We start from the raw sequence: 23649 nt of genomic DNA on the forward strand, positions 1-23649 counted from the left end.
CGCCACCATCGACCTAGTGCGTCCAGCCCTCGGCGGCCTGTTCGTCGAAGGTACGGTCGATGCGCTCGAACCGGCGCCGGATCGAATCGCGGGCGGCCCCGTGCGGCAGCACGTACAGGCGATTGGCCAGGATCGCGTCGGCCGTCAACCGCGCGACGTCGTTGGCGGTGACCGCCTCGTCCTGCGTCGGCAGTGTCCCAGAGGCGCCCTCGGGCGACGCCGAGAGTCCGTAGTCTGCGCCGCGAATCCGTTCGGAGTTTAAGACGAGCTTGGTCTCGACCACCATCGGGCACAGCACCGAAACCCCGATGCCGTTGGGCTTGAGCTCGCGGGCGAGCGTTTCGGCGAGCCCGACGACACCGTACTTTGCAACACCGTAGGTCCCGAGGCCGTTGTTAGGCACCAGCCCGGCGAAGGACGCGGTGAACGCGATGTGCCCGCCCTTGCCTTGATCCAGCAGCCTCGGAACGAATGCCTCGACGGCATGGATCGAGCCCCAGAGGTCGATGTCGATCACCCAGCGCCAGTCGTCGTGGTTCGTCTGGGCCATCGGGCCCGCGACGACGATGCCGGCATTACTGAACACGACATCGACCTGCCCGAGCAACCGGAAGGACTCGTCGGCGAGGTGAACCATTTCGCCGAGATGCCGGACATCGCAGAGCACGCCATGCGCGTCGAACCCCTCGCCGCGCAGCCGGTTCACCGCCTGCTCCAGTGCGGGCTGATCGACGTCGGACAGCACCACGCGGGCTCCCCGGCGGGCGAATTCGGTGGCGGTGGCCAAACCGATGCCGCTCGCACCGCCGGTGATGGCTGCCCCGCGCCCCTCGAAATCGTCCATAGATTCCGAGCGTATTACCTCTTTGGGGCACGGTGTGAGTGACGTCATATAGATAGGCCGCTAACTATTAGGGCACCATATAATAATGGCCGCCCCGACCATTAGTGAAATCGATCCGCTGGCCCTGGAACACCAGGTCTGCTTCGCGCTGGCGACGACCAACCGGGCGGTGTTGGCGGTGTATCGGCCCCTGCTGGAGCCGCTCGGGCTGACCCATTCGCAATATCTGGTGATGTTGGCACTGTGGGATCACCGTAAAACGCCCGAAGCCGACCGGTTTCCGTTGTCGGTCAAGCAGATCGCCGCGACGTTGCAGTTGGATTCCGCGACGCTGTCGCCGATGCTCAAGCGGTTGCAGGGGCAGGGGCTGATCACCCGTGCGAAGAATCCGGCCGATGAGCGCACCACCGACGTAACGCTCACGCAGCGCGGAATCGCGTTGCGGGAGAAAGCACTTGAGATTCCGTCCGCCGTCGTGGCGCGTCTGGGCGTGGATCTCTCCGAACTCGAGAACCTGCATCAGGTTCTCAGCCGAATCAACGCCGCCGCCGTGGCGGGCGGCGCGCTGCAAGCCTGACATCACCCTCAAGGAGCAATCATGACCGCCGCGAAACCCAATCTCTGGCAGCGCATCGGCTATGCCTACGGCCGACGACTGCCCGACTCGATGCGCGACTGGGTGGCGCGCGATCTGGCCGGGGAGGGAGCCATCCGCCGGCACATGATCAGGTGGGCCATACCGCCGCTGCTGGTCCTTGCCCCGTTTTGGCTGCTGCCCGCCTCGCTCTACGTGCACACGGAGATGACCGCGCCGCTCTACATCTGGGCGTTATTGATAACCTTTGCCCTGAACAAGGTCTGGCGCCGACACCGGTTGGCCGTACATGGCTTGGACCCAAACCTGGTCGACGTGATCAACCGAAAAAAACAAGCTCGGATGCATGAGGACTACATCCGCCGCTACGGGCCGCGACCCGAATCGGCCGAATGGCAGTCCAACAGCAGCCCGTTCTAGCGCCTACTTGAGGCAGCTACCCGCATCGATGGGCAGGGTTACGCCGGTGATGTAGCGGGCCTCGTCGGAGGCGAAGAACAGCACCGCGTTGCTGATGTCGATCGGCTCGACCCAAGGGATCGGCAGCGTGTGGAACAGCTGACAGATCGGCGCCATGTCGTCGGGGCCCGGGTTGTCCAGGTCGGGGCGAAACATCTTGAAGGTGCCTTCGTTGTGCAGCATCGGCGTCTTGACGTGGGTCGGGTGCACGGAGTTGACGCGAATCATGTGCTGTCCCAGCTCGACTCCGAAGGCGCGCATCAGCCCGACGACGCCGTGCTTGGCCGCGACGTAATGGCCGGTGTGGGGGTAGGCCTTGAGCCCGCCCACCGAGCTGGTCAGGATGATGGATCCGCCGTTGCCGCCCGCGATCAGATGTGGCACACCGGCTTTCACGGTTTTCCACACCCCGGCTAGGTTGATGTCGATCATCTCGGTCCAGTCTTCTTCGCTGGTCTTGTCCAAAGTCTCACCGCCGTTGCCGATTCCGGCATTCGCCACGATGATGTCGAGTCGGCCGAGTTGCTCGACGCCGTTGTCCACTGCCGCCTTGAGTGCGTCGTAGTCGCGCACGTCGACTTCGGCCGTGAAGATCCTGCGGTTGTGTCCCTTGACCAGGTCGGCGGTCTCGGCCAGGTCTTCGGGCGTCGATGCCGGGATCGCGGTGTCCACGACGCCTTCACGGATGGGCTTGCAGATGTCGATGGCGATGATGTCGGCGCCCTCCTGGGCCAACCGCACCGCGTGGCTGCGGCCCTGACCGCGCGCCGCTCCGGTGACGAAAGCGACTTTGCCCTCAACACGTCCGGTCATGGCTACTCAACTCCTGACTTTGATCCGATCGGCACGCCTGCGCCGGAAAACGATGCGTTCGGGACCACGGGTCTGGCCGCCCTTGAACTCTGTCATTCGGCCGTCGCGGGTGTCAATGACGAATCCGTTTCGGCTACTTATGGTTCTAGATATTAGAGAATCTCATTCTCACCGCCAAACGGCGTGCGCTATCTGCTCACCGCGAGTTGCGGAGGATGCGGGCGTTCGGGTGCTACGCGACGAATCCCTGTGAGCAGAAATCCCATACCTCGTCGGCGGTGATGGGATGGGTCGTCGCGTCGTCGGGCCCGCCGCTGGATTGCGCGATGAACATCACCGTCTGCATGGTCATGGCGGCCACCCGCTTGGGATTGATGGTGGTGCGCAGCTTTCCGGCGTCGTACGCCGCCTCCATCAGTTCTGTCAACAATGCGAGCAACGGAGCGTGGGCCACCTTGACCTCTGCCGGGTGTGTCACCAGCAGCCGAGGAGCAAAGTCGGTGAACAGCGGACGCTTGGCCGTCGGGTCCGGTCGGGACGCTTCGTATAGGAGCTGAACGGCGACCTGCAGCCGCTTCAGCGGGTCGGCTTGGTTCTCGGTGGCCGCGCGGATCTGGTCGGCCGATCGGCTCAACGCATCCTCGAAGAGCGCCAACAGCAGCTCGTGCTTGCCGTCGAACTGCAGGTAGAAGCTGCGCAACGACTGGCGGGAGCGGTCCACGACCTCCTGCACGGTAAAGTCCGTGCTGCCCTTTTCGATGATGATGGCCTGGGCGGCATCGAGGAAGCGCTGAACACGCTGCGCCGCGCGCAGTTTCGCCGTCTTGATCGACCGTTCGACCGCGCGCTGCTTCCAGGCCGGCTCTTCGCTTGGATTGGTCACGGCCGACTCAGTTGATTGCCGCGCGGGGAGAACATGGTTGGACTCTACCGGAGAACGCCGTGACATCGCTGCGCTCGACCCCCTCACGGATCACGTGTCGGAGATTGTAACTTTCTTACCACGAGAATACTATTCTCTTAGACGTGTGTATGGAAGCTTAATCGCAAGAGTGAACCACGTCGTCGGCGGAAACCCTGATCTACCGACGCGCGGAGTACTCAGGACCATCCGGGGAAGTGCTGTGCAGCTGACATTTGACGCCGACGTGGAGGCCTTCCGGGCCGAATTCGTTGCCTTCCTCGACGCGCATCTTCCGTCCGAGGCCGAGGCATTGGTGCGGCCGCGGTCGAGCTCCGACATCCCGGAGTGGGCCCGCCGGTGGCAACGCCTGCTGTTCGACAACGGCTGGCTACAGCCCGGCAATCCGCCGGAATTCGGCGGGCGCAACGCGACGCTGCTGCAGCAATACGTGTACTCCGAAGAGTTGTCGCGGCGGCGGGTCTACCAAAGTTTCAATCCGCAGGGTGTGGGGATCATCGCGGCGTCGTTGTTGTCGTTCGGCACGCCCGAACAGAGGCAGCGTTGGGCCGTGCCGATCCTGCGTGCGGAGCTCACCGCGTCGCTGGGGATGAGCGAGCCCGGCGCGGGCTCGGATCTCGCGTCGCTGAAGACGCGCGCGGTGCTCGACGGAGACCACTTCGTCGTCAACGGGCAGAAGGTCTGGACATCGGGCGCCCATCACGCCGACGTGTTGCTGACATTCGTGCGTACCGATCCGGGCGCACCAAAGCATAAGGGAATCAGCGCTTTACTGATCCCCACCGACACCCCCGGTGTGGTTCGGCGTCCGTTCGCCTCGATGGGCGACACTGAAGACGTCGACTTCAACGAGGTCTTCTTCACCGATGCCCGGGTGCCGGCCGAAAATCTGGTGGGGGAGCTCAACGCCGGCTGGCGCGTCGCGACCGGATCGCTCGGCCACGAACGCGCGATGCTGTGGCTGGATTACGCGGATATGCTGCACGCGATGACCGTCGAATCCAGCCCTTCGGGGCCGGTGCAGCGGGATCGTTACGCGACGCTGGTGATGGATTTCTACGCGATGCGTCTACTGGGGTCGGCGACGCTGGCCAAAGCCGCGCGCGGGGAAGAGGACGTGCCCGCCCAGTCCGTGCTCAAATTGCTCGGCTCGGAGGCGATGCAACGCGCCTGCGAGGACGCGCTGGCCGCCAAGGACGGTGAGGGACTGGCCCTGCGTGGGGTCACCGCCCCGTTCGCCCCGCTCAACCTGGACAGCCACTACGGCAGCTGGTTCGACCGGTACACACGCACCTTCGCCGCGACCATCGCCGGTGGTACCTCAGAGATTCAGCGCAACATCATCGCCGAGCGCGTGCTCGGGTTGCCGCGCAATTGATCGTGCGTCAATGATTTCGGGCGTCCAGGCGGGCGTAGTAGCCGATGGCGACTAGACCCGCCACTATCGCGATCGCACCTAAGACCATCCCGGCCAAGGCCGTTCGGCGATTGTTGGCCTGCCCGCGGGCCACCCTGCGCCGGGCGATGTCGCCGGTGACCACCGCCGCGATGCCAAACGGCACCCCGAGCAGCAGCCAGCAGGTGATGAGACCGACCAGGCCCAGGAGCACCGAGGCGACGCCGAACTGGTTCTGTGGTGCTTGCGCCTGGCTCATTGCGTCCCACCTCCCAGGGCTACGGCCGGGGCCGACGCGCGCGCTGACCGAACCACCAAGTGGCTCCGGAAGCGCTCACAATGCGCTATCGTCCCCGCGCAGCATCTCATGCTCGAGGGTGCTGGTTGCCGGGTCGGCCCGTTACAGCTGCGCGAGCCGCGGCGCGGAGCCGGCCGCCACGACCGCCTGTCCGGCCTGACGGGTGAGTTCTCTTGAACTACCCAGCAGTCCGTCGAGGATCAGCGACCGCTTGATGTGGTGGTGCAGGGGGTGTTCGGCGGTGAAGCCGATGCCGCCGAGCACCTGCTGGCAGTGGCGTGCGGTGCTCAGCGCCGCGTGGCCGGCCGCCGCCTTGGCCAGCAGCGAAGCGAGCCCCTGCGGGTCGTCGCATTCCGTGGCGGTCTGCAGTGTCGCCTCGGCGCCCTCGACCGCGACCAGCGCCTCGGCAAGCCGATGCCGGATCGCCTGAAACGAACTGATGTGCCGACCGAACTGGACCCGGTCCACGGCGTGCTGGCGGGCCAGTGACAGCATGGCGCGGCTGGTGCCGACCAACCACCACCCCAGGGCTCGCCAACCCGCGTGCAGCGCGGCCGACGGCAGGGGATCTGCTTGCGGCACACGGTGTACCGGCAGCAGCTCGTCGATCGCCGAGTCGGTGTGGTCACGGCGCTCCCAGCGCACCCAGGAGCCACCGGCGAACGGCAACGGCAGTGTTCCCCCGGCCGCGTCGCCCGCCGCGCACAGCACCACGTCGTTGAGCACGGGCGCGTGCGCACCGGTCTCACCGAGTAGCTTGAACACCAGCGGTATTGCGATGACGGGCATTTCGTCAAGCATGTCGCGCCAGCCGAGCTCTGTCAGCGCCGCGTCCAGTTTGGCCCCCGAGGCGGCCGTCATCGTCGTTCGCAACGACTCCGCAAGCAGGCGCAGCGATTCGGGGTCGGACTCGGTGTCCGTCGAAGGGGTCACGTTCACTCCTTGCCGAGGTCGAGCAGCCGGCGGGCGATGATATTGCGCTGAATCTCGGCGGTGCCGCCGTAGATCGTCGCGGCGCGCGAATACAGGTATTCCGAACGCCATGGTGTGTCTTCCAGTTCCAGCGTTCCCGGCAACACGTCGCGAACGGTGTCGTAGAGCCGCTGCTCGGCGGAGGCCAGCAGCACCTTGTCGATGGAGGTATCCGGCCCCAATCGGGCCCCGTCGCGCATGCGATGCTGGGTGGCACGCGATCGGCAGCGCAGCGTATGCAGCGCGAGATAGGCTGCGCCGAGGGCGGATTCGTCGGGCTCCCCGGTCTTCGACGCCGCGGTAATCAGGTCGTCGAAACGCGAATAGAGGTAGGCGATTCGCTGCCAGAAGCAGGCGGAGCGTTCATAGGGCAGCAGGTCCATGGCCAATCGCCAGCCGTCCCCGGGCTTGCCGAGCATCCGGCTGGCCGGAACCACCACGTCGTCGTAGTACACCTCGCAGAATTCGTCGACACCGTGCATCGTGCGCAGCGGGCGGATGGTGATGCCCGGGGTGTCGAGGTCGACGAAGAACGCGGTGATCCCGTCGTGGCCGGGCGCGGTGCGGGTGAGCAGGACGCACCGGGTGGAGAACTGCGCAAAACTGGTCCAGACCTTTTGCCCGTTGACGATCCAGTTGTCGCCTTGCTGCGTCGCACGGGTGGTCAGCGACGCCAGGTCACTGCCCGACCCCGGCTCGGAAAAGCCTTGGCACCACTGCTCTTCCCCACAGAGCAGCCGCGGCACCATCTCTTTGGCGAGCTCCACGGGCGCGTAATCGATCATCGTGGGCGCGAGCACCTCGAGCATCGAATAGGGGCCGGGTTCGGCCAGGCGGCGGCCCACCACCTCTTCGCCGACGATCGCGCGCAGCAAGGCCGGGCCGCCCAGTCCACCGACCTCGACCGGCCAGCCGAACCGCATCCAATCGGCGTCGTAGAGCGCGCGGCTGACCCGGGCGAACTGCCGCATGTGGCCCTGCAGCGAGTGGTCGGGCCCGGGGGTCAGATCGTTGTTGTCGAGCCACGCGCGCAGGTCGGCCCGGAACTGCTCGACATTCGCTTCGATCGGTCGGCTCCTTACGTAGCTGCCTGGGCCGCGGAGTCACCGGCCGGACGGCCGATGGCGTGCGGGCGCCCGGAGTCGTGCACACCGCTGCGGCGGATGAAGGTCATGGCGCGGGTCTTCAGTCGCCACCCATCACCGGTTCGCAGATAGGTGTCGCGGTAATACCCGATCCGCATGTCGTGAGTGGCATGGTCGATGAAGCACAGCGGTTGGGTGCCGGTGGCCGCATCCCCATCGAGGTCGACCACCGCGGTCCCGGTGAGGAACAAGCCCTTCGGTGCCGCGGCCACCAATTCCGGGAAGCGGCTCAGGCTGTAGGTTTCGCCGAAGGCACTGTAGGTGCCGTCGGGAGTGAATACGGCGACCAGACCCTCGATGTCTTCCTGGGTGATGGTGACCGCGTAGCGGGCGAGCAGCTGCTGGATCTCGACCAGGTCGTCAGTTCTGCTGGGCTGACTTGTCGACATAGACCTTGCCGCCTTTCATGACGAAGCTGACATTGCGGGTAACGGTGATGTCTTCCAACGGATTTCCCGGCACCGCGATGATATCCGCGAGCTGGCCCATCACGAGGCGCCCCCGGTCGGTCGCGTTAATGAGCTCGGCGGCGGTGATGGTGGCGGCCCGCAGCACCGCCAGCGGCGGCATGCCCCACTCCACAAGCGTGACGAGCTCATCGGCGTTCTTGCCGTGCGGGATGGCCGGCGCGTCGGTGCCGACCGCGATTTTCACGCCCGCCTCGTAGGCGGCCTTGATCGATGTCTCGGCCTTGGGAAACATCTCGGCGGCCTTGTCCTGCAGGGCTTTCGGGGCGCGGGACACGTCCATCGCCTGGGCGAGCCTGCGGGTGGTGACCAGGAACCTGTCGTTGTCGACCAGCATCTGGATGGCCTCGTCGTCCATCAAAAACCCGTGCTCGATGCAGTCGATACCGCACGCGACCGCGTGCTTGACCGCTTCCGCTCCGTGCGTATGGGCGGCGACACGCAGCCCACGGCGGTGCGCCTCGTCGACGATCGCTCGCAGCTCTTCGTCCGAATAATGTTGCGCCCCAGCCTCACCGGTCAACGACATGACGCCGCCGGAAACACACACCTTGATCAATTCGGCGCCGTGCTTGATCTGGTAGCGCACCGCCTTGCGAACCTCGTCAACCCCGTTGGCGATGCCCTCTTCGATCGTGAGCTCGAGTGCGCCCGGCATGAATGCGGCGAACATCGTCGGGTCAAGGTGCCCGCCGGTGGGAGTGATCGCGTGGCCGGCCGGGACGATTCGGGGTCCATCGATCCAGCCCGCGTCGATGGCCTTGCCAAGCGCGACGTCGAGCAGGTAGCCGCCGGTCTTGACGAACAATCCCAGGTTGCGCACGGTGGTGAAACCGGCGCGCAGCGTGCGTCGGGCATTGCCGAGCGCGCGCAGCACCCGCGTCGGCGGATCGTCCTGGACCTGGGACAGCCCGGGCGTCTCGCCGCGTCCGCCCATCAGGAGGTTGACCTCCATGTCCATCAGGCCCGGCAACAGAATCTGGCCGCCCAGCTCGATGATTTCGCCCTCTGGATTGCCCCCAACGCCGGCGATCCGGTCGTCCTCGATCTTGAGGATGCCGGGCCGAACGACCTCGCCGCTATCAACGTCGAGCAGCCCTGCGGCCTTGAGCGTCAGCACCGGCTAGATCACCGGCTCCCGGATCACTTCAACCCACGCCGCGCCGCTGTCCGGCACCCGCGGCTGCTTCCACGCCTCGATGGGGAACGACACCATGACGAGCGACTGCATCATGTGCATCAACGTCTTTGCGTCGTCCGGCAGGTCGTTCAAAGGGAATTTGTCGCAGTATGCGATGACGTCGTTCAGCAACGGAAACGCGACGTCGTAGAACGCCTGCATCTGGGGCATCGTCGAAGCCAGTCGCTTCGCGTAGCGCTCGGGCTCGGTGGCCAGGTCCCACTCCAAAAATGGCTCCAGGGCGGCGAATTCAGACGGTAGCGCCATTGCGCTGGTACTCCTTTTCCCATTTCGCGACGTAGTCGCCCGTGGTCTTGTGCAGGTGTCGGATCAAAATTTCCTGGTCGCACAGCAGGAACTCCTTGACGGCCCGGGTGCCGATCATGGTCTGGGTCGCTTCCAGGGTGTTGGCGTCTTGCAACGCGTACTCCTTGAAGGTCACCGCGGCCAACTCCTGGGCCAGGCGTTCGCGGGCATTGCGGGGCGGCACGAAATACAGCGTGCACTCGAAGGTGTGCTTGTCCACCGCCGTCGGCCAATAGTGGTAGGTCAAATACCAGCCCGGCTCCCAGATCAGCAGCATGAAGTTGGGGTAGAACAGCCACGAGTCGATGCCCCACTGCGGCGCCCTCTTCACGTTGACACCCGGTGGCAGCTCCAGGTTCTCGATGATCTCCGGCTTGTCCCACGGACCGAACAACCCGCTGCGCAACACCTGATCCATCGGTTTGACCATCGACATGTCCGGGGGCGGTGCCTGACCGCCCCAGGTCGACTGCAGGTTGTGCGGGCCGGCCAGCTCGTAGTGCAGCGCTTCATAGCCGAACTTCTGGATCTTGGCGGCTTCTTCCTTGGTGTACTGACCCTGGTGCAGGATCGGCGCGTGATAGAACTCGACGAACGCATCGATGAACAGCTTCCAGTTGCTGCCGACCTCGGCCCGGTAGCAGTAGGTCTCGGTCATCTCGCCGAAGGGATAGCCCTCGATGCTCTTGGCCAGCGGGCCGAGGTAATCGATCAGCGGCGCGGCGTTTTCATCGAAGTTGACGAAGATGAAGCCTTCCCACACCTCGCACCGCACGGGCGCCAGGCCGAAGTTGCTCTTGTCGACGTCGAAGAACTCGTCTTCCTGCTGAATGAAGGTCAGCTCACCGTCGAGGTTGTAGCGCCATGCGTGGTATTTGCAGGTGAACTGCCGGCAGGTGCCGGAGGTCTCCTCGTGCGGAAAGTCGTTCCACACCAGCTTGTTTCCGCGGTGGCGGCAGACGTTGTGGTACGCCTTGACGGTTCCGTCTTTGGTCTTGACGATGATCACCGACGTGCCCTTGCCGGCCGAGGGTAATTCTCGGGTGAAGTAACTGCCGGTGCGGGGCAGGCGCTCGACGCGGCCGACGTTGAGCCAGGTCTTCCTGAAGACGGCGTCGCGTTCAGCCTCGAAGAACGCAGGGTCGATCGAGTCGGTGTAGTCGACCGGCGCGGTGCCCAGCTCGGGGTAGTTTTCTGTCCAGCTGCCGGCGGCTGGCTTGGGGAAGTGCGGCAACGTGCTTACTCCTCTTATTCGACGTTGTTGGCGGCTGTGGTGGCGTGTTCGAGTTGGATGCCGAAAGTGTTGAAGGCCATGGCCAGCAGGGCATAGCAGCCGACCGTGAAGACGAAATCCATCCGTTGCTGGTCGTTGAGGCGCTCACCCAATGCAGCCCAGGTCCGGTCGGACAACCCCGACTTCTCTTCGAGCTCGTCGACCGCGCTGATCACCACTTGGTCGAACACGTCGGCGGCCTCGCCCCGCTTCAATGCCGCGATCTGGTCGTCGGTGATCCCTTCGTCCTTGGCCATCCGCTCGTGGTGCGACCACTCGTAGGCGCATTGCCGGCGATGGGCGACACGCAGGATGGCCAGTTCGCGGATGCGGGCCGGCAGTGTGGACGACGCCAAGAGGTGAACGTTGAACCGAAGAAACGCCTTGGCCAGCGCCGGGTGGTGGGCCAGCGTGGACAGCGCGTTGTTGGTGTCCGCCCCACGCATCGCAGAGAGGGCCTGCCGGGTCGCCTCGTCCCACTGGTCGGCGGGGAGCGGCTGCAAGCGCATTAGCAGTGTCCTCTCGGTGAAAGAGAATCATATTCTCATTTGCAACTAACAGACTGGCACGAAACGCCCGTCCGGTCAATGCCGGTGCGCCGCTCCGGGGCCAGTCCGGCTACCCCCGGCTCACTCGGCGGCCGGGCGGTCGCCGCTCTCGTGTCGATGCGCGAAGCCGGGTGCTACCTCACCGCATTGCTGCGAGGCGAGGGGCGATGGGCCTGCAGGTTTGGCTGCAGGTCAGGAGCTTTCGGTCGCGCCGAGCAAGCGTCGGATGTTGATTCTCGCCTGGCGAGAAGATAGTTTTCAATTCAGTGATCCTGGCACGGGACAGCGATTCGCCGAGGCTCTGATCGATGCGGTGGATCCGATGAAAGGGACGGCCATGAACAAAGAAGACATGATTCTGATCAGCGTCGACGACCACACCGTCGAGCCGCCGGACATGTTCAAGAATCACCTGTCCAAGAAGTATCAGGACGATGCGCCGCGGCTGGTGCACAACGCCGATGGTTCGGACATGTGGAAGTTCCGCGACACGGTCATCCCCAACGTGGCACTCAACGCGGTGGCCGGGCGGCCCAAGGAGGAATACGGCATCGAGCCGACGGGGCTCGACGAGATCCGGCCGGGTTGTTACAACGTCGACGAGCGCGTCAAGGACATGAACGCCGGCGGCATCCTGGCGTCCATCTGCTTCCCGTCTTTCCCCGGCTTCGCCGGGCGGCTGTTCGCCACCGACGACAACGACTTCTCGATCGCGCTGGTGCAGGCCTACAACGACTGGCACATCGACGAGTGGTGCGGCGCCTACCCGGCCCGATTCATCCCGATGGCGATCCCGGTGATCTGGGATGCCGAGGCCTGTGGGGCCGAAGTGCGGCGCGTCGCCAAGAAGGGCGTGCACGCGCTGACCTTCACCGAAAACCCCGCCGCGATGGGATATCCCAGCTTCCACGACGAGTACTGGAACCCGCTGTGGAAAGCTCTGTGCGACACCGACACCGTCATGAACGTCCACATCGGTTCGTCGGGGCGGTTGGCCATCACCGCGCCGGACGCGCCGATGGACGTGATGATCACGCTGCAGCCGATGAACATCGTGCAGGCCGCCGCGGACCTGCTCTGGTCGCGGCCCATCAAGGAATACCCAGACCTGAAGATCGCGCTCTCCGAGGGCGGAACCGGGTGGATTCCCTACTTCCTCGAGCGCGCCGACCGCACCTTCGAGATGCACTCCGCCTGGACGCACCAGGACTTCAAGGGCAAGCTGCCGAGCGAGGTTTTCCGCGACCACTTCCTGACCTGCTTCATCAGCGACAAGGTCGGCGTGGCGCTGCGCAACATGATCGGCATCGACAACATCTGCTGGGAAGCCGACTACCCGCACAGCGACTCGATGTGGCCGGGTGCTCCCGAAGAACTCTGGGATGTGTTGTGCCTGAACAATGTTCCCGACGACGAGATCAACAAGATGACCTACGAGAACGCCATGCGGTGGTACTCGTTCGACCCGTTCACGCACATCTCGCGCGAACAGGCGACCGTCGGTGCGCTGCGCAAGGCCGCCGAGGGCCATGACGTGTCCATCAAGGCGAAGGGCCACGACAAGGACAGCCGAGGCGGCTCTTCCTTCGCGGACTTCGCCGCCAACGCGAAAGCCCTTACGGGCAACAAGGACTGATGCAGTACTGGCGCCGAGCAGACGCAAAAGCGCCCAATTCGTCGGCGTGTCGCGCACGTTTGTGTCTGCTCACGCTGAAGAAAGGTGCCACCAGTGGCTGGAATGAACTTTGAGCTGACCGATGACCAGGAATTGATCCGTCGGTCGGTTGCCGAGCTGGCACGGAAATTCGACGACCAGTACTGGATGGAAAAGGACCAGGCGCACGAATTTCCGGCCGAGTTCTACAAGGCCATCGCCGACGGCGGCTGGCTCGGCATGACGATCCCGACCGAGTACGGCGGTCACGGACTCGGGATCACCGAAGCGACGATCCTGCTCGAGGAGGTCGCCAAGTCCGGCGGCGCCATGAACGCGGCGAGCTCGATACACCTGTCCATCTTCGGGATGCAGCCGGTCGTGGTGCACGGCTCCGACGAGCTCAAGGCCCGTACATTGCCCGCCGTCGCGACCGGTGAGGTGCACGTCTGCTTCGGCGTCACCGAACCCGGTGCCGGGCTCGACACTTCGCGGATCACCACGTTCGCCAAGCGTGACGGCGATCGCTACATCGTCAACGGTCGCAAGGTGTGGATCTCCAAGGCGATGGAGTCCGACAAGATCCTGCTGCTCACCCGGACGCAGAGCTATGACGAGGTCTCCAAGAAGACCGACGGGATGACGCTGTTCCTCACCGATCTCGATCGCAGCCGCGTCGACATCCGCCCCATCCGCAAAATGGGCCGCAACGCCGTCAGCTCCAACGAACTGTTCATCGACAATCTCGAGGTGCCCGTCGAGGACCGAGTGGGCGAGGAGGGCAAGGGCTTTCAGTACATCCTCGACGGCCTTAACCCGGAGCGGATGCTGATCGCGGCCGAGGCTCTCGGCATCGGCCGGGTGGCGCTGGAGAAGGCGGTGAAATACGGCAACGAACGTGAGGTGTTCGGCCGGCCCATCGGCATGAACCAGGGATTGCAGTTTCCACTCGCCGATTCACTAGCCCGGCTCGACGCCGCCGAACTCATGCTACGCAAGGCCACCTGGCTCTACGACAACGGGAAACCCTGTGGGCGCGAGGCCAATACGGCAAAATATCTGTGCGCCGATGCCGGATTCACCGCCGCGGACCGGGCGCTGCAAACCCACGGCGGCATGGGGTATGCGGAGGAGTACCACATCACTCGTTACTTCCGTGAGGCCCGGTTGATGAAGATCGCGCCGGTCAGCCAGGAGATGATCTTGAACTTCCTGGGAGCCAACGTCTTGAAGTTGCCGAGGAGCTACTGATGGGTGGTCGAAGGGGCCGGTCTCCGGGACGCCCTTGGTAGCTTCCCGCTCGGCCTCGTTCACTGGTCGCTGAGGCGCCGCAAGGATCGGAGTAGGGATATGCGCGAAACTGTCATCGTCGAGGCCGTGCGGACACCGGTGGGTAAGCGCAACGGCGCCTTGTCCGGCATGCATGCCGCCGACCTGTCCGCGGTAGTGCTGACCGAACTCATCGAGCGCACCGGCATCGGTCCCGAGATCATCGACGACGTGGTCTGGGGCTGCGTCTCCCAGGTGGGCGATCAGTCCAGCAACATCGGCCGCTACGCGGTTCTGGCCGCCGGTTGGCCCGAAACCATCCCCGGCACCACCGTCAACCGCGCCTGTGGTTCCAGCCAGCAGGCGCTGGACTTCGCCGTGCAGGCGGTGATGTCCGGCCAGCAGGATGTCGTCGTGGCCGGTGGGGTCGAGGTCATGAGCCGCGTTCCGCTCGGTTCGGCGCGGGCAACCGGTATGCCCTACGGCCCGAAAGTCCTTGCCCGCTATGACGATTTCTCCTTCAACCAGGGCCTGTCGGCGGAACTGATCGCCAAGAAATGGGGATTCTCGCGCACCCGGCTCGACGAATACTCGGTCGAGTCCCACGAGCGGGCGGCCGCGGCCCAAGACAGCGGCGCATTTACCGAGCAGTTGGTGCCGGTGTTCGTTGAGGGACCCGACAACAACGTCGTCACCGCCGACGAGGGCGTGCGGCGCGGCAGCACCGTGGAGAAGCTTGGCGCGCTCAAGCCCGCCTTCGCCGAGGACGGCGTGATCCACGCCGGTAATTCCTCACAGATCTCCGACGGCGCCGCCGCGCTGCTGGTGACCACCGCGGAGCTGGCCGTCGAGCTCGGTTTGACGCCGATCGTGCGCTACCTGGCGGGCGCGGTGACCGGCGCCGATCCGGTGCTGATGCTGACCGGCCCCATCCCGGCGACCGAGAAGGTGCTGGGCAAGGCCGGCGTCGCGCTATCCGACGTGGGTGTGTTTGAGGTCAACGAGGCCTTCGCGCCGGTTCCGCTGGCGTGGCTGGCGGAAACCGGGGCGGACCCGGCGCGGATGAACCCGCTGGGCGGGGCCATCGCGCTGGGACACCCGCTCGGCGCGTCCGGGGCGGCGTTGATGACCCGGATGGCCCACCACATGCGCGATAACGGAATCCGTTACGGGCTGCAGACCATGTGCGAAGGCGGCGGCACCGCCAACGCGACGCTGGTCGAGCTGGTGACCTGACACCCGCGGCCTGCGACACAGAAAACCGGCCCGCGTGACCCTTGTCACGGCGCACAAACTAACCTACTGTGTGTTCACTAGGTTGGTTTTGGGACGTCGGCAGAGAGGACTTTGGTGCCCGTCGCGCGGCGATACGACACGCTTCTCGCCAAGGGCGAGGACCGCAAGCAGCGGATCCTCGACGTCGCCCAACGCCTGCTCACCCGCAATGGCTGGCGCAGCACCACGCTCGCCCAGATCGCCGGCGAGGCCGGGGTGACCCCCGCGGGCCTACTGCATCACTTCGAATCGAAAGAGCAACTGCTGCACGCGGTGCTCGATGCGCGCGACCTCGACGACGACACCCACGCTGACCGGACCGGGGACCTGTTCGACCAGATCGCCGCGGTCGCGGACCGATTCCACCGGGCCCCCGAATTGGTGGGCACCTTCACGGTGCTGCTCGTCGAGAACATCCTTCCCGAGGCCCCGCTGCACGACCGCATGCTCGCCAGGCACCGGGCCGCCACCGACATCGTCGCCGACCTCATCCGACGCGGTCAGGCCGATGGCCGGTATCGCGAAGACATAGACCCCGCCGTCAAGGCAGTAGAAATCCTAGCCTTCGTCCACGGAATGGAAACCGCATGGTTACTCGATCCCTCGATACCACTGCCCGAGGTGTTCAAGCAGTACGCCGAGACACTGGCCCGGGACTTTGCGCCCCCGAAGACATTCGAGACGACATGAGGTACCGGCTCGACGTCGTCGCCAGCACCGCGGTCGACGTGGTGCGGTTCGCCGGTGGCTGGATCTTCGACCGGTCGATGGCGGGTTGGGACGTCACCGTGCTCTTGATGGATCTGGCCGACCACGCCGATGAGCGGCCGCTGCAGATCATCGGTGCCCAGGTGCTCGACCTCGAGGAGGCGCTGACCTCCGTGCGATCGCGGCCCCGCCCGCAGGCCCTGGCGGCCGCGGCGGACCTGTTCGGTTGCGACGTGCGGGTGCGCCAAGGCGTGCTGCAGGCCCTCGATCAGGGCGCCACTGAGGTCACGCTGTGGGGGGAGACCTGGCCGTCCGAACTCGACGACAGCGTCGGCCTGGTGCAACACCAGCTGAGCATGGCGGCCCGAACCTTCAAGGCACAGGCCCTGGCGGCCGCGTCCGCACGGCACGCCCCCGTCGGCCACGTCGAGACCTTCCGCAGCGGGCTGCTGGCGTGGCCCTCGGTGGCCGCGGATCTGGTTCCCGCCAGCTAGCCGGGCCGGCCCGGACCGGCGCGCCACGGCCGGCGGCCTCGCGCGTCTTGTGATGCCCGGCGGGGGACCCGTCGTTGACGACCACCATCCGGTGTGAAAATGTAATACTCATCCGCGAGAGGCACGTTCTCACTAGCCGAGATTCAAGGAGCAGGAGATGGCGAACGAATTCTCCGAGTTCGACTTTTTTCGCGGCAGCGAGCTCATCGAGAATCCGTATCCCTACTACGAGGCGCTGCGCCAGCGTTGCCCGGTCACCCGGGAAAGCCACCACGACGTCACGATGATCACCGGGTGGGACGAGGCGTGCGCGGTGCTCAACGACGCCGAGATGTGGTCCTCGTGCGTCTCGGTGACGGGTCCGTTTCCCGGCTTTCCGGTCCCGATCGAGGGCGACGACATCACCGAGCTGATTGAGCAGCACCGCGACGAACTGCCCTTCAGCGACCAGCTGCCCACACTCGACCCGCCGACCCACACCAACCACCGCTCGCTGCTGATGCGGCTGATCACCCCGAAGCGCCTCAAGGAGAACGAGGACGCCATGTGGGCGCTCGCGGACCAGGCGCTTGACGACTTTTTGGCGCCCGGCCACGGCGAATGGATCAAGGGCTTCGCCGGCCCGTTCACCCTGCTGGTCATCGCCGACCTGCTGGGCGTGCCGATGGAGGACCGCGACAAGTTCGTCAAAGGCATCCGCGAGCACTCGGGCGGCGGCATCGGTGGCACCAAGGGATCTCTGGCCCACAGTCCACTGGAGTTTCTCTACGGCCTGTTCTCCGATTACGTCCGCGATCGCCGGAGCGAGCCGCGTGACGACGTGCTGACCGGCCTGGCCACCGCCACGTATCCCGACGGTTGGATCCCTGACGTCGAGGACGTGGCCCGCGTCGCCAGCAACGTCTTCTCCGCGGGACAGGAGACCACCGTGCGGCTGCTCGGCGCGGCCCTGCAGACGCTGGGGGAGCGCCCCGACATCCAGGTGCAGCTGCGCAGGGACCGCAGCCTGATTCCCAACTTCATCGAAGAGTCGCTGCGCCACGAAAGTCCCGTCAAGGGCGATTTCCGGATGAATCGGCGGCCGGCCAAGGTCGGCGGGGTCGACCTGCCCGCTGGCAGCACCGTGATGATCGTGCTGGCGGCCGCCAACCGGGATCCGCGCCGGTTCGACGAACCCGCCACCTTCGATCCGGCCCGCAAAAACGCCCGCCAGCACATCTCGTTCGGGCGCGGTATCCACAGCTGCCCGGGCGCCCCGCTGGCGCGGGCCGAAACCCGGGTGGCGATCGAACGGTTGCTCGATCGCACGACGGACATCAGGATTAATGAGGATGTCCATGGACCCGCGAACAACCGCCGCTACCAGTATGTCCCGACGTACATTCTGCGTGGCCTGACCGAATTGCACCTGGAGTTCACACTGGCATGAGGGTTTGGGTAGACGACCAGAAGTGCCGCGGTCACGGCATGTGTCTTACGCTGTGCCCCGACGTGTTCAGCCTGACGGACGACGGTTATGCCGTAGCGGAAGATTCCGATGTTTCAACGGAATTGGAATCCGCCGCTCAAGAAGCGATCCAATGCTGTCCCGAGCAGGCGATCAGCGAGAAATAGCCACATTTGTGGTTGAGTAAGGAGATTCGAGTGGCCAAAGGGTATGTCATCCTCACCGAGGCCATTAAAGACCCGGAAGGCATGAAGGCATACGCCCAAGCCGCCGGATCGGCGATGAGCGGTGCCACGGTTCTCGCGGTGGACACCGCGCCCACAGTGGTCGAGGGCGACTGGCACGGCGACCAGACCGTCGTGCTGGAATTCGAATCGGTGGATGCGGCTCGGGCGTGGTACGAATCCGAGGGCTACCAGAAGGCGGCGAAACTGCGCCAGCAGGCCGCCGACTGCAACGCGGTCATCCTCTCCGGATTCTGACCACTACTCTCCGACGATGGAGATTGCCTGGCGAGGGCACTGACGGACGGCCTCGCGCACGTCCGCCTCGTTCTCCGGGGTGACTTCCTCTTGGTGGACGGTGAGCATGTCGTCGTCGCCGAGCTCGAAGATGTCTGGGTTGATGCCCATGCAGACACCGTTGCTCTCGCAGAGTCCCCAATCGACCTCGATCTTTTTCGTCATCGTGGCCCCCTTAGCGAAGTACCTTGACGGGCACGTTCTTCCAGCCCGCCACGTTTTGCATGTTCACCCGTTTGCACCCCGCCCAGTCCACTTCGTAGCGCGGCATGAAGTCGAGCAGCCGCTCCAGCGCGATCCGGCTTTCCAGGCGGGCCAGGGCGGCGCCGAGGCAGCTGTGGATCCCATACCCGAGTCCGAGGTGCTGCGCCTCGGTGTGATCGCGCTCGATGTCGAACGTGTCGGCGTCGGTGAAGGCGTCCGGGTCTCGGTTGGCGGCGGCGCCGCAGAGGAATACGGGTTTGCCCGCTGGGATCACGCCACCGCTGACGTGGGCCTCTTTGAGCGTGTAGCGGACGTTGTATTGCACCGGCCCCTCGTAGCGCAGTAGCTCTTCGACCGCCCCGGGGATCTTGTCCCGGTCCTCCTGCAACTTCTGCCACTGGTCGGGGTGCTTGGCGAAGATGACCGCGGCGTTGCCCATCAGTTTGGTGACGGTCTCGGCGCCCGCGCCGCCCAGAAGGGTTGCGAACCCGCAGATCTCGATGTCGTCGAGCTTGCGCAGCTGGCCGTCCTCACCGGGAATTTCGGCGGCGATCAGCCGGCTGATCATGTCGTCCTGCGGCTCCTGGCGCCGCTCTTGGACAAGGCTGAAGTAGTACATCGCCGTGTCGATGTTGGCCTGCATGCCGGCTTCGCTGATCTCGATCTGCCCCGGCTCGTGGTGCAGACTGGTGTCGATCCAATGGCGGACCTGCTGGCGGTATTCCTCCGGCACTCCGGCCATCCGGGTGATGACCTCCACCGGGAACGGCCCGGAGAAATCCTGCACGACGTCGAACTGGTCCGGGTCGACCGCACTCAGGTACTTGTCGATCACCTCGATGATCGTTTCGCGCTGCGATTGGATCGCCCGCGGGGTGAACGCCTTGTTGAGCAGGCTGCGCATGTGGCGGTGCTCGGGCGGATCCATGAAGATGATCGACTTCTGCTCGGGGGCAACGCCGCGGCGCACCATCGCCAGGTCGCAGCCACGCGCCGAGGAATACGTCTCGAAGTCCTTGAACGCTGCCGCCACGTCCACGTGACGAGTCAGCGCGTAGAAGTCCTCTTTCTCGTCGTAATACAGGGGCGCATCTTCGCGCATCCGCCGATAGATGTCGAACGGGTTGTTGAAGTAGTCCTCGGAGTACGGATCGAAGACGACCTTCGATTTTGTCACTGAATCCTCCTCAGCGGCGAGGTCGGGCTGAACCCTTTACAGCGGAGTCCCTGACTGTAACGCTAACGGTAATACCTTCATGACGAACCGGAAAGACCAAAACGCTGGTATTTCATGCCCTCTTCGGGGCAGACGGGGTGACCGGGCGATAGCAGACGGCCGGTTGTGGCGCCGTCGATGCGCCCCGGCCGACGAATCCGGCCCTCACCGGGCATGGTCCATCAGTGCCAGCGCCGCGTCGGCCGCATCGAGCACCGCGCTGACGTTGGCCCCGGCGTTCTCGGCCAGGTCGACGACCAGTCGAACATCTTTCTGTAGCAGTCCGCCAGCCACCCCGGCCAGCCGATCCAGTCCGCCGACGCCGCCCAGGGCACTGAGCGCAAAGCTGTTGCCGCTGCTTCGGGAGACCACCTCGGTGAGGCGGTCCGATGCGACGCCCAGCGCGCTGCCCAGTGACAGGGTGGTGGCCGCCGTGGCCAGGTTGGCGGTGAACAGCAGGTTGTTAAGTAGCTTCGTTGTTTGGCCGGAACCCAGCTCGCCGAGGTGGACGACGGGATCGGCATAGGTCTGGAAAACGGGGCGGCAGCGGTCGACAACGTCGGTGTCGCCGCCCACCATCACCAGCAGCCGCCCCTCGGCCGCCGCGCCGCCCCCGCCGCTCACCGGCGCATCGATGACGGATACGCCGTGGGCGGCGGCCTTTTTCGCGAGTTCTCGGCACGTGTTCGGGTGCACCGTGCTGTGCACGGCGATCACGCCGCCGGGCTGCATCGCCGACAGCAATCCGTCTGCCCCGCAGGCGACTTCGTCGATGTCGGCATCTCCGGTGACACAAAGGCAGACCAGGTCACTGGACGCGGCGAGTTCGGCCGGCGACCCGGCGACGCCGGCCGAGGTGTCGGCGAATGCGTCGAGGGCGTCGAGCCTGCGTGCCCACAACGTGGTGGGGTAGCCGTCCTCGACGATCCGGCGCGCCATGGGCCCGCCCTGGCTGCCCAACCCGATGAATCCGACGCGCATCAGCCGGCCTCCAGATCGGATTTCGTGTTCGTCTTACGCTCGGCCACGCAATCTCGCACGAAGTCAAGCACTTTCGAGTGGTAGGCGGGGGCGGCGTGGCTGAGGCTGATGTTGTGCGCGGCGTCCGGTTGTCGATGCACGACGAACCGCGGCGCCTCCGTGAACAGGGCGCCGATCTCGGTCACCGCCGCATCATCTGTCTGCCAGACGTTTTCGTGCTCGGCGATGCTGAAGTGCACTGGGACGCGCACGGCGGGCGCGAGCTCCGGAAAGGTCTGTCGTGCCCAGTCCGATACCATCTGGTCCTCGTATGCCGGGGCCGACGGCGAAACCGTGGCGCCGTTGAGAACCTCGGGCGGATAAGACTGCTCTGGGCTCCACAGCAATTCGCGCATACCCGACGGGCGCCGTTCGCGAGTAGCCGCTTTCAGTATTTCCTTGGCGGCGGGGTGGTAGAGCCGGCCGGTGCCGGCCAGCTCGATACCGAGCAAATCGGCGCCTCGTGCGTCGGCGGCCAATCGCAATGTCAGCTCGCAGCCGCCCGAATGGCCCAATACGAATATTCCTGCGCCGCGCGGTCGTTCGCCGAGGATGCGGTCGACGGCACCGTAAGCGAGGTTGACGCGCTGCTCGCCAGAGACCATCGCTTCGGGATAGGGCGCCGAGCTGCCATAACCGGGGCGATCGAGGGCGACCACGGTGAACCCGGCCGCTACGCCGGTCCGTAACAGCGAATACGAGGGGTGGCCCGGGCAGTCGAAATACATCGCGGTGGTACCGCCGCCGTGGACCGCCACGATCACGCCCTTGGGGTCTTCGGCTTCGGCGACCAGCGCCGACATGGGCACCCCGTCGACGATGACCAGCCTTGGCCGCGGCGCCGCGCTGTTCATGCTCGCGTCATTCCGGGGCCCGCAGCAAGAGAACGCCGCTGGGAGTGAGGCCGCCACTGCTGACGACACCGACGCGGGCGCCGGCGACCTGGCGGTCACCGGCCTCGCCGCGCAGCTGAGTGACGGCCTCGTGCAGCAAACCCATGCCGTGCGTGCGGCCGTGCGAGAGTTGGCCGCCGTGGGTATTGAGCGGCAATTGTCCGTCGCGCGCGATGTTCTTGCCGCCGTCCAGGAAATCCTTGGCCTCGCCGATGCCGCAGAAACCCAGTGCCTCGATCCAGGACAGGCAGTTGAAGGTAAAACCGTCATAGAGCTCGGCGACGTCGACGTCGGCGGGCCGCAGCGAGGTCCGCGTCCACACATGCGCCGCCTGGCCCAGCACCTGCGGCTCGTGGGTGAGTGTGCTCTGGTCCCAGTCGAGTCGCTCGACGATCTGCGTTCCCACCGCCTCCACCAGTACCGGCGGCTTGGCCAGGTCCCGGGCGGCATCGACGGCCGAGACGATGACGGCGATGGCGCCGTCGCACGGCACGTCACAGTCGTACAGGCCGAACGGCGTGGTGATTGGCCGCGCGTTGAGATAGTCGTCCATCGTCATGGGCGACCGGTAGATGGCGGTCGGGTTGAGTTCGGCATTGGCGCGCTGGTTCAACGCGATCCAGCCCAGCGTTTCCCTGGTGGTGCCGTACCGGTGAAAGTGCCGTTGCGCGTTCATCGCCAGCGTGTGTGCCGCCGACGTGGCGCCGAATGGCATCTGCCAGCCCGACATTCGGCCCATCGACGGCGTGATCTTGCCCTGCTTCATCAGCTCGCCGTTGGTGGCTTCCCACAGCGTGCGGAAGCACAGCACGTGGCGCGCCAGCCCACAGGCGACCGCGAGCATCGCGGCGATCACGGAGCCGCCCGGGCCGAACGTCTCCATGGCGCCGTTGTGCCACGTCGGCCGGATGCCGAGCGCGCCCTCTAGGGCGGTGACACCACCCTCGCCGAAGCCACCGACATTGATGGCGCCGGGGTAGGTGGACAGGCCGTCGATGTCGGCGTAGGTCAGGCCGGCGTCGGCGATGGCCGCTTCGCACGCCTGCACGGTCAACGCCAACGGCGGCTGCATCAACCGGCGCCCGATCGGCGACGCGCCGATCCCGGTCAGCGCGACCTTGTCTTCAAACTTGTCCACGGTGAGCATCGGGCGGACGTGCTCGCCGAAGCGTTCCGGCGCGATCTCGTCGATTGGCAGCTCAGCGGCCTCGGTGGCATCGGCGATAGGCCGAAACAGCGGAAACCACACGTCCTCGACCTGCTCGAAGACGACCTCGACCTGCTGACCGAGTTCTAGGTTGTCGACGTCGCAGTCCACGATGTTCGTGGTCAGTCGCACGCGGGGGTCCTCGGCGATCGCGACCTGGGCGATCACGTAGGGCGTCGCCAGCCCGGGCAGGCTGAACCGCTGGTTGATGGTGAATCCGGCGAGCGTCGCCCGGCCCGAGACGGCTCGCACACCGATGTCGCGGGATCGGCAGTAGCGGCATACGGGCGCCGGCGGATGGATCAGCGCTTCACACGCCTTGCATTCCTGCAACCGCAGCTTCCCGTCGGCGCCCGAGGCCCAGAAAAATTCGTTGTCCTGCGTGATCAGGGGCAACGGGCGGCCCGGTGCTGCTGACACGTCACCTCCGGGGATAGGGACAGCGGGCGGTAGGTCCGTTATTCGAATCGGAGAATCACGTTATCACTACCGAGCAGGCGCGATCCAGACGCATCGGCAGCGC

At 65.4% G+C, this 23649-nt stretch carries 27 protein-coding genes; 11 read left to right on the top strand and 16 right to left on the bottom strand.

Annotated features, from left to right (window positions below; all coding sequences use genetic code 11):
* Positions 1-13: 13 nt before the first annotated feature.
* The gene (locus tag BST14_RS05755) at positions 14-844 is read right to left on the bottom strand and encodes an SDR family NAD(P)-dependent oxidoreductase (RefSeq protein ID WP_083063614.1); all 831 of its coding nucleotides are present in this window, start codon (positions 842-844) and stop codon (positions 14-16) included.
* An 85-nt stretch (positions 845-929) separates the two neighbouring features.
* On the opposite strand from BST14_RS05755, the gene BST14_RS05760 reads away from it, so the two are divergent.
* Together BST14_RS05760 and BST14_RS05765 are read left to right on the top strand one after the other, a co-directional pair.
* Positions 930-1421 carry a MarR family winged helix-turn-helix transcriptional regulator gene (locus tag BST14_RS05760; protein WP_083063615.1) on the top strand — a complete coding sequence of 164 codons (492 nt, stop codon included), beginning with the start codon at positions 930-932 and terminating at the stop codon, positions 1419-1421.
* Positions 1422-1442: 21 nt separating this feature from the next.
* Positions 1443-1859, top strand: a complete 417-nt coding sequence (locus BST14_RS05765) for a DUF5313 domain-containing protein (protein ID WP_083063616.1) — start codon at positions 1443-1445, stop codon at positions 1857-1859.
* A gap of 3 nt (positions 1860-1862) precedes the next feature.
* Here BST14_RS05765 and BST14_RS05770 read toward each other — a convergent pair whose 3' ends face one another.
* Positions 1863-2711, bottom strand: coding sequence for a mycofactocin-coupled SDR family oxidoreductase (locus BST14_RS05770; RefSeq protein WP_083063617.1), 849 nt, complete (start codon positions 2709-2711; stop codon positions 1863-1865).
* Positions 2712-2943: 232 nt separating this feature from the next.
* Positions 2944-3594 (bottom strand): TetR/AcrR family transcriptional regulator, encoded by a 651-nt coding sequence (locus tag BST14_RS05775; protein ID WP_083063618.1) that lies wholly within the window; start codon positions 3592-3594, stop codon positions 2944-2946.
* A 241-nt stretch (positions 3595-3835) separates the two neighbouring features.
* Between BST14_RS05775 and BST14_RS05780 the strand changes: the two genes are divergently transcribed.
* Complete coding sequence (locus BST14_RS05780; protein ID WP_083063619.1) at positions 3836-5011, top strand: acyl-CoA dehydrogenase family protein; 1176 nt, start codon at positions 3836-3838, stop codon at positions 5009-5011.
* Positions 5012-5018: 7 nt separating this feature from the next.
* Here the strand turns inward: BST14_RS05780 and BST14_RS05785 are convergent, their stop codons facing one another.
* The 8 genes from BST14_RS05785 to BST14_RS05820 form a co-directional block, all read right to left on the bottom strand.
* Positions 5019-5288 (bottom strand): DUF4190 domain-containing protein, encoded by a 270-nt coding sequence (locus BST14_RS05785; protein WP_083063620.1) that lies wholly within the window; start codon positions 5286-5288, stop codon positions 5019-5021.
* Between the two features lie 141 nt (positions 5289-5429).
* Complete coding sequence (locus BST14_RS05790) at positions 5430-6188, bottom strand: acyl-CoA dehydrogenase family protein (RefSeq protein ID WP_245845324.1); 759 nt, start codon at positions 6186-6188, stop codon at positions 5430-5432.
* 74 nt (positions 6189-6262) lie between these two features.
* A complete protein-coding gene (locus BST14_RS05795; RefSeq protein ID WP_083063622.1) occupies positions 6263-7366 on the bottom strand; it encodes an acyl-CoA dehydrogenase family protein in 1104 nt (367 codons plus the stop codon).
* An 11-nt stretch (positions 7367-7377) separates the two neighbouring features.
* A complete protein-coding gene (locus BST14_RS05800) occupies positions 7378-7833 on the bottom strand; it encodes a nuclear transport factor 2 family protein (protein WP_083063623.1) in 456 nt (151 codons plus the stop codon).
* Positions 7805-9031 (bottom strand): metal-dependent hydrolase family protein, encoded by a 1227-nt coding sequence (locus BST14_RS05805; RefSeq protein ID WP_083063624.1) that lies wholly within the window; start codon positions 9029-9031, stop codon positions 7805-7807. The genes BST14_RS05800 and BST14_RS05805 overlap by 29 nt, the downstream gene beginning before the upstream one ends.
* Positions 9032-9034: 3 nt before the next feature.
* Entirely contained in the window at positions 9035-9358 is a 324-nt protein-coding gene (locus BST14_RS05810; RefSeq protein ID WP_083063625.1) for a hypothetical protein, read from the bottom strand.
* Positions 9342-10631 carry an aromatic ring-hydroxylating oxygenase subunit alpha gene (locus tag BST14_RS05815; RefSeq protein WP_083063626.1) on the bottom strand — a complete coding sequence of 430 codons (1290 nt, stop codon included), beginning with the start codon at positions 10629-10631 and terminating at the stop codon, positions 9342-9344. Before BST14_RS05815 ends, BST14_RS05810 begins: the two co-directional genes overlap by 17 nt.
* 14 nt (positions 10632-10645) lie before the next feature.
* Positions 10646-11179, bottom strand: a complete 534-nt coding sequence (locus tag BST14_RS05820) for a carboxymuconolactone decarboxylase family protein (protein ID WP_083063627.1) — start codon at positions 11177-11179, stop codon at positions 10646-10648.
* Positions 11180-11555: 376 nt separating this feature from the next.
* On the opposite strand from BST14_RS05820, the gene BST14_RS05825 reads away from it, so the two are divergent.
* The 8 genes from BST14_RS05825 (at position 11556) to BST14_RS05860 (ending at position 18547) form a co-directional block, all read left to right on the top strand.
* The gene (locus BST14_RS05825) at positions 11556-12854 is read left to right on the top strand and encodes an amidohydrolase family protein (protein WP_083063686.1); all 1299 of its coding nucleotides are present in this window, start codon (positions 11556-11558) and stop codon (positions 12852-12854) included.
* 102 nt (positions 12855-12956) lie between these two features.
* Positions 12957-14123, top strand: coding sequence for an acyl-CoA dehydrogenase family protein (locus BST14_RS05830; RefSeq protein WP_083063628.1), 1167 nt, complete (start codon positions 12957-12959; stop codon positions 14121-14123).
* 99 nt (positions 14124-14222) lie between these two features.
* Entirely contained in the window at positions 14223-15377 is a 1155-nt protein-coding gene (locus BST14_RS05835; RefSeq protein ID WP_083063629.1) for a thiolase family protein, read from the top strand.
* 114 nt (positions 15378-15491) lie between these two features.
* Positions 15492-16106: a TetR/AcrR family transcriptional regulator gene (locus BST14_RS05840; protein ID WP_083063630.1), complete on the top strand. Its 615-nt coding sequence runs from the start codon at positions 15492-15494 to the stop codon at positions 16104-16106.
* Positions 16103-16618, top strand: coding sequence for a hypothetical protein (locus BST14_RS05845; RefSeq protein WP_083063631.1), 516 nt, complete (start codon positions 16103-16105; stop codon positions 16616-16618). Before BST14_RS05840 ends, BST14_RS05845 begins: the two co-directional genes overlap by 4 nt.
* A 157-nt stretch (positions 16619-16775) precedes the next feature.
* On the top strand, positions 16776-18047 hold the full coding sequence (locus tag BST14_RS05850; protein ID WP_083063632.1) for a cytochrome P450: 1272 nt from the start codon (positions 16776-16778) through the stop codon (positions 18045-18047).
* Entirely contained in the window at positions 18044-18232 is a 189-nt protein-coding gene (locus tag BST14_RS05855) for a ferredoxin (RefSeq protein WP_083063633.1), read from the top strand. The genes BST14_RS05850 and BST14_RS05855 overlap by 4 nt, the downstream gene beginning before the upstream one ends.
* A 30-nt stretch (positions 18233-18262) precedes the next feature.
* A complete protein-coding gene (locus tag BST14_RS05860) occupies positions 18263-18547 on the top strand; it encodes a DUF1330 domain-containing protein (protein ID WP_083063634.1) in 285 nt (94 codons plus the stop codon).
* Between the two features lie 3 nt (positions 18548-18550).
* Here the strand turns inward: BST14_RS05860 and BST14_RS05865 are convergent, their stop codons facing one another.
* The 5 genes from BST14_RS05865 to BST14_RS05885 form a co-directional block, all read right to left on the bottom strand.
* Positions 18551-18751 carry a ferredoxin gene (locus BST14_RS05865; protein ID WP_007777398.1) on the bottom strand — a complete coding sequence of 67 codons (201 nt, stop codon included), beginning with the start codon at positions 18749-18751 and terminating at the stop codon, positions 18551-18553.
* 10 nt (positions 18752-18761) lie between these two features.
* Complete coding sequence (locus BST14_RS05870) at positions 18762-19967, bottom strand: cytochrome P450 (protein ID WP_083063635.1); 1206 nt, start codon at positions 19965-19967, stop codon at positions 18762-18764.
* Positions 19968-20171: 204 nt separating this feature from the next.
* Positions 20172-20987, bottom strand: coding sequence for an NAD(P)-dependent oxidoreductase (locus BST14_RS05875; protein WP_083063636.1), 816 nt, complete (start codon positions 20985-20987; stop codon positions 20172-20174).
* Complete coding sequence (locus BST14_RS05880) at positions 20987-21880, bottom strand: alpha/beta hydrolase (RefSeq protein ID WP_083063637.1); 894 nt, start codon at positions 21878-21880, stop codon at positions 20987-20989. The genes BST14_RS05875 and BST14_RS05880 overlap by 1 nt, the downstream gene beginning before the upstream one ends.
* Positions 21881-21887: 7 nt before the next feature.
* Positions 21888-23546: a thiolase C-terminal domain-containing protein gene (locus BST14_RS05885; protein ID WP_083063638.1), complete on the bottom strand. Its 1659-nt coding sequence runs from the start codon at positions 23544-23546 to the stop codon at positions 21888-21890.
* Positions 23547-23649 lie beyond the last annotated feature (103 nt).

Source organism: Mycobacterium arosiense ATCC BAA-1401 = DSM 45069 (assembly GCF_002086125.1).
Classification (GTDB): Bacteria; Actinomycetota; Actinomycetes; order Mycobacteriales; family Mycobacteriaceae; genus Mycobacterium; species Mycobacterium arosiense.

What these genes read in the sequence shown, in the direction of transcription:
- BST14_RS05755 (WP_083063614.1), bottom strand. Translation starts at nt 844, where the DNA reads ATGGACGATTTCGAGGGGCGCGGGGCAGCCATCACCGGCGGTGCGAGC.
- BST14_RS05760 (WP_083063615.1), top strand. Translation starts at nt 930, where the DNA reads ATGGCCGCCCCGACCATTAGTGAAATCGATCCGCTGGCCCTGGAACAC.
- BST14_RS05765 (WP_083063616.1), top strand. Translation starts at nt 1,443, where the DNA reads ATGACCGCCGCGAAACCCAATCTCTGGCAGCGCATCGGCTATGCCTAC.
- BST14_RS05770 (WP_083063617.1), bottom strand. Translation starts at nt 2,711, where the DNA reads ATGACCGGACGTGTTGAGGGCAAAGTCGCTTTCGTCACCGGAGCGGCG.
- BST14_RS05785 (WP_083063620.1), bottom strand. Translation starts at nt 5,288, where the DNA reads ATGAGCCAGGCGCAAGCACCACAGAACCAGTTCGGCGTCGCCTCGGTG.
- BST14_RS05790 (WP_245845324.1), bottom strand. Translation starts at nt 6,188, where the DNA reads ATGACGGCCGCCTCGGGGGCCAAACTGGACGCGGCGCTGACAGAGCTC.
- BST14_RS05800 (WP_083063623.1), bottom strand. Translation starts at nt 7,833, where the DNA reads ATGTCGACAAGTCAGCCCAGCAGAACTGACGACCTGGTCGAGATCCAG.
- BST14_RS05810 (WP_083063625.1), bottom strand. Translation starts at nt 9,358, where the DNA reads ATGGCGCTACCGTCTGAATTCGCCGCCCTGGAGCCATTTTTGGAGTGG.
- BST14_RS05820 (WP_083063627.1), bottom strand. Translation starts at nt 11,179, where the DNA reads ATGCGCTTGCAGCCGCTCCCCGCCGACCAGTGGGACGAGGCGACCCGG.
- BST14_RS05825 (WP_083063686.1), top strand. Translation starts at nt 11,556, where the DNA reads ATGAACAAAGAAGACATGATTCTGATCAGCGTCGACGACCACACCGTC.
- BST14_RS05830 (WP_083063628.1), top strand. Translation starts at nt 12,957, where the DNA reads ATGAACTTTGAGCTGACCGATGACCAGGAATTGATCCGTCGGTCGGTT.
- BST14_RS05835 (WP_083063629.1), top strand. Translation starts at nt 14,223, where the DNA reads ATGCGCGAAACTGTCATCGTCGAGGCCGTGCGGACACCGGTGGGTAAG.
- BST14_RS05845 (WP_083063631.1), top strand. Translation starts at nt 16,103, where the DNA reads ATGAGGTACCGGCTCGACGTCGTCGCCAGCACCGCGGTCGACGTGGTG.
- BST14_RS05850 (WP_083063632.1), top strand. Translation starts at nt 16,776, where the DNA reads ATGGCGAACGAATTCTCCGAGTTCGACTTTTTTCGCGGCAGCGAGCTC.
- BST14_RS05855 (WP_083063633.1), top strand. Translation starts at nt 18,044, where the DNA reads ATGAGGGTTTGGGTAGACGACCAGAAGTGCCGCGGTCACGGCATGTGT.
- BST14_RS05865 (WP_007777398.1), bottom strand. Translation starts at nt 18,751, where the DNA reads ATGACGAAAAAGATCGAGGTCGATTGGGGACTCTGCGAGAGCAACGGT.
- BST14_RS05875 (WP_083063636.1), bottom strand. Translation starts at nt 20,987, where the DNA reads ATGCGCGTCGGATTCATCGGGTTGGGCAGCCAGGGCGGGCCCATGGCG.
- BST14_RS05880 (WP_083063637.1), bottom strand. Translation starts at nt 21,880, where the DNA reads ATGAACAGCGCGGCGCCGCGGCCAAGGCTGGTCATCGTCGACGGGGTG.